The 18,738-nt window shown below is 47.6% G+C and carries 4 protein-coding genes; all 4 read right to left on the bottom strand.

Translation table 11 applies throughout. The features are described from left to right. Positions 1-7: 7 nt before the first annotated feature. From QP775_RS17805 to QP775_RS17820, 4 genes are read right to left on the bottom strand one after another with little or no spacing between them, the layout of a single operon-like run. Positions 8-5,821 carry a non-ribosomal peptide synthetase gene (locus tag QP775_RS17805; RefSeq protein WP_285108084.1) on the bottom strand — a complete coding sequence of 1,938 codons (5,814 nt, stop codon included), beginning with the start codon at positions 5,819-5,821 and terminating at the stop codon, positions 8-10. Further along, the gene (locus QP775_RS17810; protein ID WP_285108086.1) at positions 5,793-8,795 is read right to left on the bottom strand and encodes a type I polyketide synthase; all 3,003 of its coding nucleotides are present in this window, start codon (positions 8,793-8,795) and stop codon (positions 5,793-5,795) included. The genes QP775_RS17805 and QP775_RS17810 overlap by 29 nt, the downstream gene beginning before the upstream one ends. Further along, positions 8,792-15,340, bottom strand: a complete 6,549-nt coding sequence (locus tag QP775_RS17815) for a non-ribosomal peptide synthetase (protein WP_285108088.1) — start codon at positions 15,338-15,340, stop codon at positions 8,792-8,794. Before QP775_RS17815 ends, QP775_RS17810 begins: the two co-directional genes overlap by 4 nt. Before the next feature lie 30 nt (positions 15,341-15,370). Next, on the bottom strand, positions 15,371-18,736 hold the full coding sequence (locus tag QP775_RS17820; RefSeq protein ID WP_285108090.1) for a type I polyketide synthase: 3,366 nt from the start codon (positions 18,734-18,736) through the stop codon (positions 15,371-15,373). Positions 18,737-18,738 lie beyond the last annotated feature (2 nt).

Here is an 18,738-nt window from a genome sequence, read left to right on the forward strand (position 1 = left end):
CACCTCATTAGCGAATTATGGGTTCAAAATAACCACTAGCAATAAAATAGTTGATATAGGACGTTAACCGATCTGTATCGATTAACGGACAAGTCATATTGCTTGTACTGATGTAAGCGAATGCACGGCTTGCGCTAAATACAGGAGCTTCTCCCCCGATCATGGAAAGCTCTTCGATAAATGGAATCAGGGAGATATCGACTGAATGGGCTTTATCCGTCTCCAATACTTGTTCTACCTGGAGCTTCCAGTCCTCCCAAGGCAATTGTTCAAATTTGTATCCCATATTCGTTAAAATAAGTATGATATCTTGGAAAGAACACTCGTGATCATTCATGATGTGGTAGGTATGATTCGTAGTAAGAGGATTCGATGCAAGCTGGACAATGAGGCTGCCGGCAAAATCAGCCGGAATCAAATTAAAGCGGAAATTGATCTTGGGAAACGCACCAAGCTGCAAGCAAAAACGGATGATCTTCCAAAAGAAATCGTGATCCTGGCATGCTCCCGTTCGGCTGTCTCCAGAGATTCTACCTAGTCGATATATGTTGACAGGAATACCTCTTCTCCTGCCTTCCATCATCAGACCTTCTGCCACCCATTTGCTTTGTGTGTAACCTAATTTTAAAGCGTCATAGCAGGTGGGAACATCCTCCTCGAGAATGATTTTCTTGTGTTGAGCATCCTTTTCTGAAAAAACATATAAGGTTGAAATAAAATGTACCGGCTTGATGTTGTATGTGGACGCCAACTTTAAAACAGAAGCACTTCCTTTAACATTGGCACCTTCAAGCGACATATAAGACTGTGCAAAATTGACGGTAGCTCCATTGTGGTAAATCGCAGTAATGCGCCTCGTTAAATCATCATAACTCTCATCATCAAGTCCGAATTGGTCTGCGGCCAAATCTCCAATCACCACCTTTATTCGGCAGCCATACTCCTCGTTCCATAAGGAGTATTTTTTCATCCCGCTTATGATTCGGTCTAATCCCAACTCGTTAGTAGCGGCGCGCACCAGACAATAAACGTCTGTGTTCGACTCTTGCAGCAGTTCATGCAGCAAAAATACGCCGAAAAATCCTGTTGCTCCCGTCAGCAGAATAGCTGGTTTGCCGTTTGTCTGCACTGCCAACGACATGCCTCTCGTCTGAATATCGGGGGCCAAATGTACTTTACTGGCTAAGTTTAATTGTACAAGAACCGTTCCTTGCGGACCTGCGCTGTCGATTTGCTGCGCAATGCTTCTTATCGTTGGGTTCAGCATCAATTGCATCAGCGGGATTTGCACGTGAAACTGTTTTTTGATTTGAAACATCATTTGACTCACTAAGAGCGAATGCCCTCCAATTTCAAAAAAGTTATCCTCCAATTCTACATGATCAACATCCAGCAAACTTTGCCACATGCCTCGCAGCGCCAGCTCTGTCTCTGTTAATGACGAATGCGCTTCCGGACTTATGTCCGCCTGTAGTCTGGACGGTTTTAATTCTCGTAATTTGCTGCGTTCAATTTTTCCATTTGAAGTCAGAGGAAACTGTTCCAGCACCACAAACTGTGCAGGCATCATATAGTCAGGCAGTTGATTCCGAACTGCTGCTTGAATGTCTGCAATCAGCTTGTTCTCGATCTCATGTTGCATCGGAATACTCGACTTACCCGAACATTGTTTGGACGCCGCTCCCCCTTGCGAATACAAAAAGGGTGTAATTTTCTTAGTGTGGCGAGGTGCGAAGAGCACATCCACACCGCCTGTATGCACCGCATCGGACAACAGCACTTCAACTTGATGACTCTCTCCACCCCACTGAAGCATAACGGCAGGATCAATACCCAACTGCAGCTCGCTTGTTTGCTGCCTGTACGTAAAATAATCCTGAATGAGCGCCTTTGATGCTGCCTGTTTATGCCATTGCAGAAAGTTCCACTCCTCTGCCACACGGCCGTTAGGTACCCCTGTGACAATAAAGCAAGTATTCTGGTGCTGCATGCAGAACTCGCCAGATTGCAGCCCTGCTCCAATTTCAGCGTTCCAAATATAATGGGCAGTCGGCTCCCATATTTCCTGGCCATCCCCCAGATGAAGAACAGCATCATAGCGGAATTTACTCATTTCATTTTGATATTTCCCTTGTTTATAGAGCATCTCTATCGCATATACGCTCGAGTTATGCTGCTTCAGCTCTATAAAATAACTGCTGTCGAGCATCAGCTCCGCATGCTGCTTCATTTTACGCTGCACCATCCGATTGAACTCAAGCATAGGCGTCTTCTCATCAATCCCTTGCATTACAACAGAGCAATGGAATGCCTCTCTGAACATAAGCCCGCATATATCTCCTATAAAAATGCAGCCCCCCGGCTTTACGCGGCCCACACATTGCTGCAGTACCGTATCCAAATAAGAAAGATCCGGGAAATACTGTACTACTGAGTTAATGACAATCATATCTACCTGTTCCAAATCCGGTAGTTCATGAGCGTTACATTTAAATAATCTCACTCTATCGCTAGCATCCCCAAGAATATGCAGCTGACTGCTTACATAGTCGATGGCCTTCTCGGATAAATCGGTACCGATGTATGCTTCACAGTAAGGCGCGATACGAAATAACAGCAGTCCTGTGCCACAGCCAATCTCCAATACTCGTCTTGGTTTGTATTTTAATATCCTTTTGACAGTTTCCTCCGTCCACTCCTCCATCTCCACTTCAGGGATCGGCAGACCTTGAAAGGAATCATTCCAGCCCACGATATGAAAAGTCTTATTGTTATGCTCATTCTCTTTCATATAATAGCTGTCAAATACGGTTTCCCATCGATCCACAAGCTCTTGTGTCAGCTGCGGCCATACGTCCAAGGTGTGCAGTTGATGCTTGTTGGGAATCAAATAACAAATGATTTTGGCATCTCCCTGCTCATTGTGATCTACTACGGCTACATTCTGTGAGACCAGCTTATGCGCGCCCACCACAGCCTCCACTTCACCCAGCTCAATGCGATAACCACGTATCTTGACTTGTTCATCCCGCCTGCCCCAATACTCCAGTTCTCCTTCTGTCGTCCATCTGGCCAAGTCACCAGAACGATACAGCCGCTGCTCTTTGCCAATATCCGTTCCAAATGGATTAACTATGAATCGTTCGCGGTTTAATTCCTCCCGTTTCCAATATCCCCGTGCGACTCCTCTACCGCCAATATACATCTCACCTATCAAGCCCACTGGAACAGGGTCTTGATTGTCATCCAAAATGTAAATTTCCATATCCGGCAGCGGCACGCCTATTACACTTCCTAACTTCTGCTTCAAGTCCAGCATGGATAAAGGACGATAGGTGGCATGTACAGTAATCTCCGTAATGCCATACATATTAATGAGCTGTGGACAAGCATCGCCATGCGCCTCAAACCATGGTCGGAGAGATTGCAGTTCAAGGGCCTCGCCACCAAAAATAATATAACGTAATGCCAGATTGGGATTTTCCACCCTGCCCAAATGCTGTTCGGCATGTATTAATTGTTTGAAGGCAGATGGTGTCTGATTCAGTATTGTGACTCGCTCACGCACAAGCAGTCGGTAAAAATCATCAAAGGAACGTGTGGTTTCAGCAGACACAATGACTAATCGCCCCCCTTGCAGGAGCGCCCCCCATATCTCCCACACAGAGAAATCAAAAGCGTACGAATGATACAAGGTCCATACATCCTGCTCATTAAACTTGAACAAAGGTTGTGTTGTGGCAAATAATCGACTTACACTGCCATGTTCTACGAGTACTCCTTTGGGCAAACCTGTAGAACCTGATGTATAGATCATATAAGCCACATCATCCTCGTTCACTGCAAGCGATAAATTATGGCTTGCATCATCTGCTGAGCACAAGGCTTCTGGCAGCACCTCAAGCTGTTTCCAGTTCCCTGTGGGCAGCAACTCTGCAGTTGTATGATCTGACAGCAGCAGCAAGCAGTCAGCATCCTGCAGCATCCAGCGAATACGTTCGGCAGGAACAGTCGGATCGATTGGAACATAGGCACAACCCGCCTTGAGGACAGCAAGAATACTGGCAATCAAATACGGGGAGCGACTCATGCATATCGCAATAAAGCTTCCTTGGGCCGCACCCGAATCCAGCAAATAACGGGCTAATCGATTAGCGAATGCATTAAGCTCGCTGTAGGTCCAGTTCTTCTCTTGCCAGGTGAGCGCCGGATGGTCAGGGTATAGTGCTGCTATTCTTTCAAATTGACGGTGCAGACTGCTTAGTGGATATGCTGTGGGCTGCTGCGCTTGTGATTGAAGCAGCAGGCTCCTCCTGTCTTGTTCTGCCAACAAACTTAAACGTGCAAGCGGCACCTCTGGCTGAGCCAGTGCGGACTGCATCAACTGAATAAAATGATCAGCAAAATTTTGCATCGTATTTGGGGTAAACAGATCCGTGTCATATTCAATACGACCGCTAAGCCTTCCGTCCATATCTGCCATAGACAGCAGCATATCTGATTTCGATGTGCCATTATGCAGCCTGATCATCTCCGTCTGTACATGTGGAAGCTGAAGGTTTACCGCTGGCGTATTCTGAAAAACAAACAAATTTCGCACCAACGGAATAGCCCATCCCTGACGGTCCGGCTGTAACTCTTCAATCACCCTATCAAACGGAAAATTTTGATGGTCGTATGCTTCAGTAGCGGTTTTAACGACTTGCTTTAATAAGTCTTTAGCTGTCATCTCTGGCTCTATATCCAAACGAAGCGGCAGCAAATTAACAAAATAGCCAATTATCCCTTCAATCTCGGTGTAATTGCGGTTAGCAATCGGGGTTCCGATCACGATCGTCTGTTCACGGGTATATCGGTACATCGCAGCTCCAAACATCGTAAACAATGCCATAAACAGGGTTGTATCCATTTCCGCACAAAATGCTCTCAAAGAACGGGTCAGCTCAGCCGGGAGGTCAAATACTATTTCTCCACCACGGTTTCTGCTCGCACCCGCGCTTTTGCGATCCGGCAGCAGGGCCACACTCGGACATTGAGCCAATTTCTTGGTCCAGTAGTTCAAATGTTTGTTCATTTTGCCTGCGCCCAACTGTTCATTCTGCCAATAGGCATAATCACTATACTGTGTTGTTAACGGTGCTAGTCTTGGTATTTCACCGCCAGCAGAAGCCGTATAGCTTGCAACCCACTCTTTTACAAGTATCCCCATAGACCAGCCGTCAGAAATAATATGATGCATACACAACGCAAGTATATATTCCTGTGGGTGGAGACAAATGAGCCGTACTCGCAATAACGGGTCAACCGCCAATTCAAAAGGGTCTGTAATCATCGTTTCAAGCAGTTGATCTGCCTGATCCATCGCTTCTACTACGGGCAATCCAGTTAGATCTTCAAGAGAAAAAGCGAAATATTCAGCCGTTCTTAAAACGATGCGTGGACTCCCATCTTGATTAGTAAAGTTAATTCTCAAGGATTCGTGACGCTCCATCACAAACTGGAAAGCATTATAAACGGCTTGTGTATCTATCTCTCCTGAGAGCCGGACAGCAAAGTACATATTATAGGCAGACTTGTCTGCCAGCAATTGATCCAAAAACCATAATCTGCGCTGGGCGGGTGAAAGCAGGATATCTGCTTCCTTGGGCCTCGATTCAATCGTAAGACGCTGCCGCTTGCTCCCCTGTTTCCACTGTTCTAGCAGTTGGCGCTGCTGGTCAGTCAATCCCGAACGCCTTGCTTCCAATTCGTTCCTATTTGTCATCGTTATCACCGTTCCGCTGAAATATTGTTTATTGGCAGGTGCGCTCCAAATGCTCAATCATTTGCAGTTCGATTTGCCCTGCTATCTCTTCAATGGTTGGATACACAAATACACGTTCAAATTGGATTTCAATATGAGGCAGCAGATTGCGCAATCGGGAAATCAGCTGAGTGGCTAACAAGGAGTGACCTCCCAATTCAAAGAAATTGTCCTTGATGCCGATTGGGCTGAAGCCCAGCACCTGCTCCCATATCTCTACTAAATGGGCCTGCAAATCGTCTTGAGGCGGGACATACGCCGCTGACAGATGTGTCCGCTCTGATATTGCATCATCTACAGGCTGATCAACAGCTGAACTGGATTGAGCAGGATGATTTCCCTCCCTTAAGCGCTCATATCTGTCATTGATCCAACAAGAAAACTGCTCGAATGCATATGTAGGCAGGGCTGCTTTCCTTGGCTTGTCGCCATACAGTTTCTCCCACTGAATCTCGGCTCCGAGAAGCCAGCACATGGATAACCCTGTTAAGAGGGCGCCTAGGTCAGTTTCTTCTTCTGTAGGGTGTCTCATCATCTGAACTACATTACCCTTGATTTCAACGTTTTTGTGTTGACTGAGCAACTGGCTTAACACCTTGCCCGGTCCCACCTCCAGCCAGATGACAGGCTCCTTGGTCTTTGCCAATGCTAATATCCCCTCACTAAATTTGACGGGACTGCTCATATGGCTGGACCAATAGTGGATATCCTTGGCCTGCTCACTTGTGACGTAGTTTCCTGTCACATTCGAAACATACGGAATAGTCGGTGCTTGCAGGTTGTATTTGCTCAACTCGATCTCTAGTTGACTGGCAGCCTGCGTCATTAACGGGCTGTGGAAAGCATGGGCAGCAGACAGTTTCGCATATCCAATATTGGCAGCATCTAGCTTGCTCATCAGGCGTGACATCACTTCTGCTTCCCCTGCAAACGTGCATGATTCAGGGCTGTTGCTGGCAGACAAGTGCATCCCAGCATCTATATAACTGCTGACTTGATCAAAAGAAGCAGCAACAGCTATCATGACCCCAGAAGGACTTTGCTGCATCATGGCACCTCTCTTGACGACTATAGCCAGTGCATCTTCAAGCGTCATCACACCTGCAATACATGCAGCGACATATTCCCCAAGTCCGTGCCCGATCATGGCGTGTGGCTCCAGCCCCCATTCCATTAGGCAGCGCGCCAATGCATATTCAACTACAAATACAAGCGGCTGAATAACGGCTGTCTGTTCTAAAACTGACCCTTGCTTTCTCGCTGAACCGCTTAATAACCCTTTCCAGTCGGAGGAACCGTCTGTACTGTGCCTTTGCAAGATTGCGATGCACTGATCGGTCCAATATTGGAACAACGGATAAGTATCATATAAACCAGCTGCCATCTCTGGATAGTGACTGCCTGGACCCGGGAACATCATGACAACTTTAGGTTGCGGTTGCTTGCATACAGCTCTGCTGCTCCATTTCAGGCTTCCATCAGAAGCTGTTACCGCGGCATAACGATGCGAAAACACTTTTCTGCCCAGTTGAAGCGTGTACGCGGCATCCTCTAAAGATGTGTCTGGGTGTCGTTGCAAATGGTCATGCAGGGCAACGATCATGTTATCCAAAGCGGTATGGGTACGAGCCGACAACAAGAGTGCTTGCTCTGAGCAACGCCCTCTCTTTACTGAAGGTGCGGGAGCCTCCTCTAAAACAAGATGTGCATTGGTGCCGCCGATGCCAAATGAGCTTACTCCAGCTCGACGCGGGTAGTCCGCAGGAGCCTCCCAATCCTGTAAAACGGTATTCACATAGAACGGACTTTCGATGAATGGAATGACAGGACTTGGTGTATTAAAGTGCAAGCTTGGCGGAAGCTGCTTGTAATACAGCATTAACGCCGTTTTAATAAGCCCGGCAATACCTGAAGCTGCGTTCAAGTGCCCCATGTTGGTTTTGACAGAGCCAATGGCACAGTACTGCCTGAGACCGCCCACATCCCCAAATGCTTCCTGCAGCGCTGCTATCTCGATCGGATCGCCCAATGCTGTTCCTGTACCATGCGCCTCCAAGTAACCAATGGATCTGGCATCGATGTCCGCCATCATTAACGCCTCTGCAATTACTCTTCGCTGCCCTTCAATGCTTGGAGCAGTATATCCAACCTTTGTAGCTCCATCATTATTAACAGCACTGCCCTTAATCAACGCATAAATATGATCGTTGTCGGCCAGAGCATCCTCAAGACGCTTCAAGGCAATCATGCCTGAGCCACTACCAAATATCGTTCCGTTAGCCTCTGCATCAAACGCTCTACAATGCCCATCGGGAGAAAAAATCCCCCCTTCTTGATACTTATACCCCTCAATGGAAGGTATACGAAGGGAAGCCCCACCCGCCAACGCCATATCGGACTGATACATCAATAAGCTCTGACAAGCATAATGCACAGCAACCAATGAAGTGGAACAAGCAGTCTGGACGGTGACGCTTGTTCCACGTAAATTCAGCTTGTAAGAGATTCTTGTACTTAAATAGTCATTACTGTTCGTCTGCAGCACCATCTGCAGTTCTTCTTCAGAAAATTCCGCTCTGCGCGCCAATATTTCGTTTACTAAATAATTGTTAAACCCACATCCTGCAAATACACTAATTAATCCTTCATAGGTGTCAGCAACACAGCCAGCATCCTCCAACGCTTCCCACGCACACATTAACAACATGCGATGCTGTGGGTCCAACAATTCAGCCTCACGCTTGTTCATTCCAAAGAACGGGTAATCAAATTTGTCGATATCCTTCATTAACGGGGCGGCTTTTACATAACGAGGATGAAGTAGCGTTTCTTCGTTAACCCCCGCCTGTCTAAGGCACTCCTCCGTTAACAAAGTGATGGTTTCTTTGCCCGACTTCAAATTGCTCCAATACTCATCGATATGATTGGCACCAGGAAATCTCCCGCTCATGCCAATAATCGCAACTGTGTTCTCCGTCGAGTTTGTTGTCACTGCCGCACGCCCTTTCGCCGTGATTTTTGCGCCTGCTGTGCGGCGCGCTGCTTGCTTGCCCGGTGCTGGCTTGCCTCATCACGATCATGACGGCGATTGGCCGTGGTATCCCGTCCCTCTAAATAACATGCCAACAATGAAATGGTTGGATATTTGAACAAGTCAACCACCTGAATTTCACGCATCAGCACTTCTTCCAAATGCTGCTGTACGCGCAGCAATAGTAAAGAATGTCCGCCTGCTTCAAAGAAATTATCATGTATGCCAATCTCCTTGATATGCAAATGATGTCGCCATACCTCTGCAATCGTTTGTTGAAGCGGCGTTGCAGGCGGGACCATTTCGGACGTGCACCCCCTGTCGATAAACATATCTGGTTCAGGCAGTTGTTCTATAGCAATCTTGCCGTTATGTGTTAATGGAATATGCGGGACTTCTACGACTGCTGCCGGCAGCATGTACTCAGGCAGTTTGTCGCGTAAATAAAGTTGGAGAGCTGCTGGCTCTAATGGCTTGTCCGCTGAAACCACGTATGCCACAATCCGATCACCAGCATGAGCTTGGCAAATAATGCAGCAATCATGGACAGACGGGTGCTGCATTACAACCTGCTGAATTTCACGCAATTGAATACGGTAGCCACGAATCTTGACCCTGTCGCCTTGTCTGCCTATAAATTCAATATTGCCGTCAGGCCTATATCTGCCAAGGTCGCCCGTCCGATAAATTCTGTCATGTGCCGTTGATCCATTAGGGTCTGCTATAAAAGGGGAACTGCGATCCACTTCGGATTGAACATAACCAGAAGCCAGATAAGGTGATCGAATACAGATTTCTCCTGTCTCTCCAATCCCACTTATCAACAAATCTGAATCCGCAATCAAAAGCTGCACTCCTTCGCGGCCTTTGCCAATGGGAATGTTCGGACCGAGAGAGTCTGTTATCGCATAAATTCCCATGATTTGAGGCGTTTCCGTTGCGCCGTAGCAATTATAGCAGCGAACGTGAGGAGCGATCGTACGGATATGCTCGACCTGAGAAGGCAGCAACGTATCTCCACCCAAGAAGGCGTAACGCCAGTCGCTTATAACTTTGCCACGCTTACTGCCCCCTGCCATGACCATCGCCATCGCTGGAGTCAGATGGGTGACGGTAATTTGCTGCTCCACCATCCAGCCATTCAAGTAATCTTTGTCCAGTAAGTTGCTGCTATCCGGGATACAAATGGTGGCGCCTATAGATAAAGGCACAAAAATATCACGCAGCAACGGGTCATGCCCCAGTCCAGAAAACATACTAAAGCGATCTTGTGCCTGTAATTCAAATTCGTTTACGTACCAACGTATAAAGCTGGCAATGGGTTCGTGAGTGCAGGAAATACCTTTAGGTGCAGCTGTAGTGCCCGAAGTAAACAACATATAAGCCGGATCATGCAATGTATGTTCCTTGCGCCGCAATAAAACAGCCGTCTGCTCGGCGTCACTGAACCGCTTATACTCATGTTCCCTCACCACAAAGGACACTAATCCAGACAGTTCCTCGAAAAGTGTAGGCCTGGTTTGGCGAACGGAGCGAGGCAGCACAATCCCCCTTGCTCCTGACACCTTTACCATCTCTGCCACACGAGCACTTGGCTGTGCGGGATCAATGACCACAAAGGCCGAACCACTTTTGAGCACAGCCAGCATCGCGATAATTAAAAAGGCACTGCGTTCACCATAAATGGCAATCACCCCACGCTCAACCGTCCCGAATCGTATGAACTCTGCTGCCAGCTCATCACTGGAACGATCCAACTGGCGGTACGTGTACACTGTATTTTCCCAGTCAACAACAGCTGCCGCCTCTGGGTATTGAGCTGCTTGTTCTTGGAACATCACTTGAATGGGTTGGAGCAGATGATCATCTGGATGTCTGAGCGGCAATGAAGGGTCCGGCAAAACTTTTGCAGCGTGTTCCGTAAGCAGAGAGTATGACCGAAGGGGAGCATTCGGCTGCTTTACAATTTGGCTGCACAAACTTTGGAATTGGCTCAACAGCTCAAGCGCGCGTTCTTGGCTGAACAGTCCTGTCGCATACACGAGTTCCAACTGAATGCCTTCCGCCTGCTCCTGTGCATATAAGGTAAGGTCGCATTTAGAATCATGTTCATCCCACTCCATAATCTGGACTGCCAATCCCTCCAGCTGTGCCGCAACCGGTGGAATGTTAAGCATGTTAAACATAACCTGAAACATTGAAGACCGGCTCAAGTCGCGATCTGGCCTTGCCATTTCCACCAGCTTTTCAATAGGTATATCCGGATGAGCGTAAGCCCCCAGCGCAGATTCACGAATTTGCAGCAGTAGCTCTGTATAAGTGAGCGGCTCAGACAGATTTGTTCGCAATAGAAGCGTGTTTACGAACAAACCTGTAACCTGCTCTAAATGCGGATGGTTGCGCCCTGCAATCGGTACACCAACCGCAATGTCAGCTGTGCCGCTTAACCGATGCAATAATAGATTAAAGGCAGCAAATAGAGTCATAAACAGAGTGCAGCTATGCTGTTGTCCCAAACTTTTCAACTGCTCGCTCAACAAAAGCGGCAATTGTAAGCAAACACGCTTGCCCCCGTAGCTTTGCACCAAAGTTCTGGAATAATCGCTTGGCAGCTGCAAAGGAGGAATGGGGGTTTGAAGAAGCTTCATCCAATATTTCAGCTGACTGTGGTAAGATTCACTCCCGATCCACCCCTGCTCCCAATGCGCATAATCAGAATAAGTCAACGGGAGCGGAGGCAGGTTGGTTGTGGTATGACCGACAAAATCACTATACAACTGACAAAGCTCGTTCATCATGATTCCCATCGACCAGCCGTCCGTTATGATATGATGAAGCACCATCACTAATTGATGCTGCTGCTCACCTGTCCGAAGCAGCGTAATCCGATACAACGCTGGCTCAGACAACAAAATGGGGCGTTGGCATTCCTGCTGTATCCAAAGCTTGGCTTCTTCTTCCGAGCACTGCTTTACTTCCAACTGAAAGGCTGGCGCGGAATGGACTACTGCCACCGGACTTCCCGCTGCCATTTGAATCGACGTACGAAAAGATTCATGCCTATGAATAAGCTTTTGCAGCGACATCGTTAATGCCTCAACGTGCAGATGTCCCTTTAAGGTCATAACACCAGGCAGTAGATAAGCATTTTGTGTCTCATCCAGCTTTTGCAGGAACCACATTCTTTGCTGTGCACTTGTTAAGGGAACTGTAAAATTTGCGGATTGCTGCAGCGGAACGATCTCATTTCGACGGGGTGTATAATTCGTATGCTGCTGCAAAAGCATAATCTCTCCAGCCATATCACGCAGAACGGGCTTGGTAAATACCGTGCGAATAGGCAGCTCAACACCAAACACTTCTTGGATCTTGGAAATCAACTGTGTTGCCAATAAGGAGTGACCGCCTGATTCAAAAAAATGCGCATCCAGCGTGACTCCCTTCTTGTCTAACAGCCGCTGCCATACTTGAATTAACACCTGCTCTGTCATGGACATTGCGTGGCTATTTTCGATCACTTCAGACATTTCTTCCTGATGATGCTCCAACAAAGCGAGCAATGATTTACGATCCATTTTGCCATTAGGTGTTAGAGGTACTTGTTGTACCACGACGAACCGAGAGGGAATATAAGGACTAGGAAGTCTATCCTGTAAGAAACGTTTGACCTCTAATTCGTTCCATGCTGTCTCGGGTTTCATTACGATAAAAGCGACAAGCCTGGCTTGTTCTGGAGGACTGCCCGCCATCATCACCACACTCTGTGCAATTCCCTCATACGTTATCAACTGGGCTTCAACTTCGCCCAAATGAAGTCTAACTCCCCTAACTTTTACCTGATCATCTTGTCTCCCTACAAATTGCAGACTACCGTCAAGGCCGCATCTGACGAGATCGCCCGTCTTATAAAGACGTTCCGCTCCATGGTGTCCTGTACCTTGAACAGCAATAAATTTGGAAGAGGTCATGTCCGGATCATCATAATAACCCCGCGCCAGTCCCACTCCCCCGATATACAGCTCCCCTATTCCGCCTGGCAGCGGACGCTGCATGCAGGAATTGAATACATAAACTTGTACATTAGGGATGGCATGTCCCAGATCTAATACGGGATCATCGGGCGTGCATTCTTTAACAGTGGCCCACACCGTTGCTTCTGAAGGTCCATACGCATTAAAAAACTTGCGTCCAGGCGCCCAACGGGCCACAATCTCAGGGGTGCATGCCTCTCCAGCGGAAATTATAACCTTTAAATCGGGTAAGGCCGCATCCGGAATCAACGACAGGACAGAAGGGGGCAGAACGGCATGAGAGATGCGCTGTTCGGCCAGCCAGCGAACCAGTTCTGTTCCTGACAGCAGCGTTTCCATCTCAGTCATGCACAGCGCTCCGCCACTGCGAAAGGCCATAACGAGTTCAAACACCCAGGCATCAAAACTGAATGAAGCAAATTGAAGAATGTTGCTGGCTTCGGACAGATCAAAATATTGCCGTTGAGCCTGCGCCATGTTCCAGATGCCCCGATGCTCAACCAGCACTGCCTTTGGCTGTCCAGTAGAGCCTGACGTAAAAATAACATATGCCACATCATAAACAGTTGCTTGCTCGCTGCTGAAACTTGCAGGGTCACACGAGGGATCACTTTCAGCAACATCCAGCAGTACAAGTTCTGTCTTTTCGTTGATCATCTCTAGTTCAACGGTGGATACACTGATCAGGGCGGACATGTTTACACGCTCTGCCATGTACTTTTTACGATGCAAAGGATAGGCGGGATCAATGGGCACAAAGGCGGCTCCTAGCTTAAGTACAGCAAATACAGATACAACCATATCAAGTGACCGCTGTAGACAAATGCCTACAAAGTCCCCTTTTCTTACCCCTTTATGGAATAGCATTTGGGCGATTTGATTTGCCCGCTCATTGACCTGAGCGTAACAGAGTGTGCCTCGCTCGGACGTAACGGCAACTGCATGCGGCCGATGCACAGCCTGATATTCCAGCAGATGATGCAGGCAAATCGGAGGAATTTCAGCCTGTGCATTCTGCAATAGGCTCTGCTGATCCGCAGCGGCTGTCTCAAGTCGTATACGGCCGATTTGCTCTTCGGGATGGTTAACAACCTCCTCCAACAGCTTTGTATACAATACTGCCATGTTCTCTACAAAATCTGCAGTAAACAGACTTGCACGATATATTAAAGAGCCTTGAATAGTCGTATCTGTCTCTTCCATCATCAGAACAAGCTCATATTGAGCGTCTGCTGCCTCCAAAGGTACAGATTGTAAAGTAAATGACCCCCATTCCGCTTGAGCTTTATCGTTGCTAATAAACGATGGCAAGTGCTCGCCATTGCCACGCTGAGCCCGTTCCATCACAAAAGCAACTTGAAAGATCGGTGAGACCTTTGCATCACGATCAGGAGACAATCGTTCTACCAGCAGCGGAAATGGATAGTCTCCATGCTTCATCGCTTCCAGTACCTTCTGTTTGGCGGCTGCTACCAAACTATCGAATGCAAGTTCCCCTGGGCACGAAAGGCGCACAGCAACAGGATTCACCAAATAACCGAAAATACGTTCAAAAGCAGCCTCGCTCCTGCCAGATGAAAATGTACCGACCACAATCTCTTCTTGATCGGTATACCTTTGCAAAAGCGCGGCAAATGAGGCAAGCAGCAGTGTGTTTAACGTTACTCCAAGCTCTCTGCACAATCGAATTACAGCCTGTGTCAAAGGATCGCTCAATCTAAAGGAATGACTCCCCCCTTTAGCATCGTTAGCAGCGCCTCCTGCACGATCTGTAACTAGTGAGCATACCGGCAATTCCCCTGCCAATGTCCTGTGCCAATATCCTCCATCCTGCTCCGCCCGCGCACTCTTCAAATATTGATTTTGCCATTCTACAAATGAGCCATAATGCTGTTCGGCTGTCTTCTTTATCGGCGTAGGTATCTCCTGATCATACATGTACACAAAGGCTTGCAGCAGCATGACCACAGACCAGGCATCCGTTATAATATGATGCAAAGACAAGAGAAGCCGAGGCGGACCGTCAGAAAGGATATACAATTTCACCCTGAACAATGGGCCCGCTTGCAATGAGAATGGTTGCCGCAAATGGCTGCGGAATAAAGCCTCCGCTTCTTCATCCCACGTGTTCAGGCGATAGGCTTCATAATCAACCTTACTACCTGCAGGCTGGACCTGCCGCTTGATTTCGCCATTGTGCAGCACAAAAGTTGTACGCAAAGAACTATAGGTATCGTACAAACGTTGAGATGTATCATGCAGTTTCTGCTCGTCAATAGGGGAGAGGAGGTCCCATGCCGCCTGCATATGATAAGCGCAGCTGTCCGGATTTACATGCTGCTGCAACCAAAGAGCCCGCTCCCCTACTGATACCATGGAATCTCGACGCTCTGCACGCTGCTGCAAAAGCTGGCGGATCATTTCTTCTTTTTCCAGGCGAGATAAGTTAGCTTCAACATTTGTATTTTTCTTCATAATCCTACTCCTGTCTAAGGCTTCCTGACATTACGATTCTGTGCCTTTCTCTAATAATAGGTGCAGCAAACGATCCATTTCCTCATCCGATAACGTACCTAAATCATGCTCCACACTATCTGACTGCAATAAGTTGTCGAGCAGCGATTCCTCACGTACAGACTGATGCTGTGTTTCCTGCAAAATATGCCATATGTGTACAGCTGCCTGACGGGTGGTTGCTCCTTCTACAAAATGAAACAACGGAATAGATACATGAAATTGCCGATCTAGTTTGTGCTTGAGCTGCAGAGCCATAATCGAGTCCATGCCGAGTCCAATCAACGACTGATCAAGGGCCAAGCTGTCTGCCGGAACAATTTTTAACGTATCGGCAAACAGTTGCTGCAAATGCTGCTCCAATAACGGCAAAACTTCGTCTTGCTCATGCAGCGCCCCCAAAATGGACTGTACCCGTGCATTGTCCTTCGAATCCTCAGCAGATAGAACCAACTCTAATCCGGCTCCATTCTCAGTTGTCTCGAGCGGAAACACCTCAGGCGAATCTGTCCATAATCGTTTTTTCTCCCACGGTCGTGTTGGAATGAAAACGCATTCACCAGAATTTCCGATGTTATCCCAATTTAATGAAATACCGTGCTCATATAATGTCATCGCACTCCGCAGCATCGTCATTCGCTCTTCGTTTTTTTTCATAGAATGCAGGGAAAGCCCTGCCTTAAGATTATCGTTGGTGATCTCCCCGACATGTGGGATTAATACAGGATGAGGACCAATTTCCACGAAGATTTCATATCCATCCTGCTGCGCCAACGTGACCGCATCACAAAACAAAACCGGATCTCGCATATTGCTGGACCAATGCCCTGCATTTGTACGCAAGCCGTTGTCTGCGCGGCCTGTAACCGTAGAATAAAGGCGCAAGCGTGATAAACGATGTTTGACTGATGCAAGCTGAGCCTGCAACAGTGCACACAAGGAATCCATTTGTTTGCTATGAAAACCATATACATGTGACAGCATCCGTGTCTTGTTGGCAGCAGGCAGCGCTTGCAGACAGTGTTCTACTTCCTGCTTCTCCCCCGCTATAACAAAAGAAGCAGGACCATTTACCGCAGCTACAGACAGGCCAGGATATTGCGCCAGCAGCTGTTGCTGGTCACACTGCGTGCTGTGAACCGAGGCCGTTGCACCTTGCCCTGCTGTAGTCTGCATAAGCGTGCTGCGCCAGTATACGATCCACAGCGCATCCTCTAATGTAAGGACACCTGCCGTACAATACGCGGCTATCTCCCCGAGGCTGTGTCCAATTACCGCTTTGGGTTCAATCCCCCAGCTGCTCCATAACGCAACAAGCGATACTTGTACGGCAAATACCAGCGGCTGCGCAACGTCCGTGCGATCGCTCCAGTTGTCTTCATGACCGCGAAACAACTCCTCCTCAAGGGACCAGCCTGCGTATGGAATCCAGATGGCATCACATGATAAAAATGATTGTTTGAACACATTTTCATTATTAAACAACTGACGTCCCATGCCTGACCACTGGCCCCCTTGTCCTGAAAAAACAAAAGCGAGCTTTGAGGCATCTAATGGGGTTCCATTTAAATCTGAACGTCCAAGGTCTTCGATTAATTCTGACGTGCTGCCTCCGATAGCCGCTGTACGCCACAAACGATGCGTCCTTCTCTGCTGTGCTGTATAGCAAATATCGTTCAGCCTGACTGATGAATGATCGAGCAGATAGTTTCTCATCTCTACATTTAATCGCATTAATCCATCCCGCGTGTTCGCCGACAACGGCAAGACGTAGAGAGAAGCTTCCTCTATCCTCTCGGATTTGATCGTGTTCAGATCATACTGCTGAAGCACAACATGCGCGTTCGTACCACCGAAGCCAAAGGAACTGACCCCTGCTAAAGCAGGCTTCTCCTGTGCCGACCATGGGATTCTCTCTCTTACAACTTGAAGCGGCATATCCTGAAATGAAATATAAGGATTAGGACTTTGAAAATTTAAATGTGGAACCCACTCCTTGTTCGTTAAGCAGAGCACCGTTTTAATAAATCCAGCTATGCCTGCAGCGGCCTCCAAATGCCCAATATTACTTTTGACAGACCCTAAATAGCACTTGTCCCGTACAGAGCGATTAATCGATAGTACTCTTCCTAACACCTGCACTTCAATCGGATCACCAAGAGCTGTTCCTGTCCCGTGCGCCTCAATATAGTTGATATGCTCTGACTGGACTCCTGCAATACGATAGGCTTCCTTAAGCACATCTTCCTGAGCTTGCATGCTAGGTGCAGTTAGCCCATTGCTTAATCCATCCTGGTTTACAGCACTTCCTCTAATAACCGCATAGATTCTATCCTTGTCGCGAATAGCCGCAGACAGCGGCTTTAAAATAATCGCTCCTGCTCCTTCTCCACGTACATAACCATTCGCCTGTGCATCAAATGTTTTGCATTTGCCATCAGGCGCTAGCATACCTGCCTCAAAAAAAGCCTTGCTAATGGCCGGATTCAGAATGACGTTAACCCCGCCTGCAATAGCAAGCTCGGATTCCCCTGTCTTCAGGCTCTGACATGCGAGATGGATGGCTACTAATGAAGAAGAGCAAGCCGTATCCACTGCCATACTGGGTCCCCGTAGATTCCAAATATAAGAGATTCGATTTGCAGCTATACATGTGGAATTGCCTGTTACTCTATAAATGCTGCTCTTATGGATGTCCGACAATTTGCTGTTGCCATAATCATTGCTGGAGATCCCTATAAACACGCCCGTTCTAGAGCCGCTAAGATGCTCATTTGTAATTCCTGCATCCTCCAAAGCCTCCGAGACTACTTCTAGCAGCAGTCGTTGCTGGGGGTCCATCTCCTCTGCTTCTCGTGGAGATATGCAGAAAGCATCATTGTCAAACTGTTCAATATCGTCCACCATACCGGCGTAGCAGATACCCTCCTGTGTAAAATGAGGAGATCGCGTGGTCGGTATTTCACGAATACAATCCAATCCAGTTTTTAAATTATGCCAGTATTCTGCTATGCTGTTCGCAGCTGGAAACCTGCAGCCCATACCAATAACAGCTATGTCCCCTCCCTCTCTATGGAACCTCCTATTCTCTTGTCTCTCTAAATGGTGGGAAAGACTACCATAAGCGTAATATCGAGCCACCGCATCGATAGAGGGGTAATCCCAAAACAAGGTAGGATCTACTTTTTGTTTGATCCAATTCTCCAGCTCCCCAGATAAAACAACGAGTTCCTGCGAGTCAAGACCGTAGTAAGAAAAGGGCCGCTCTGGGTCGACATCATGGTGTGGATAGCGCTTTATTCCCGCAATCTTTTGAATGAACCAATCACGAATATGTTGATAATTATTATGATCCATGT

Origin of the sequence: Paenibacillus sp. UMB4589-SE434 (assembly GCF_030226685.1) — a bacterium.
In the GTDB taxonomy this organism is placed as follows: domain Bacteria; phylum Bacillota; class Bacilli; order Paenibacillales; family Paenibacillaceae; genus Paenibacillus_B.

Bases quoted from the DNA above. Each gene is read 5' to 3' on its own strand.
- QP775_RS17815 (WP_285108088.1), bottom strand. From the start codon at position 15,340: ATGAAGAAAAATACAAATGTTGAAGCTAACTTATCTCGCCTGGAAAAA.
- QP775_RS17820 (WP_285108090.1), bottom strand. From the start codon at position 18,736: ATGGATCATAATAATTATCAACATATTCGTGATTGGTTCATTCAAAAG.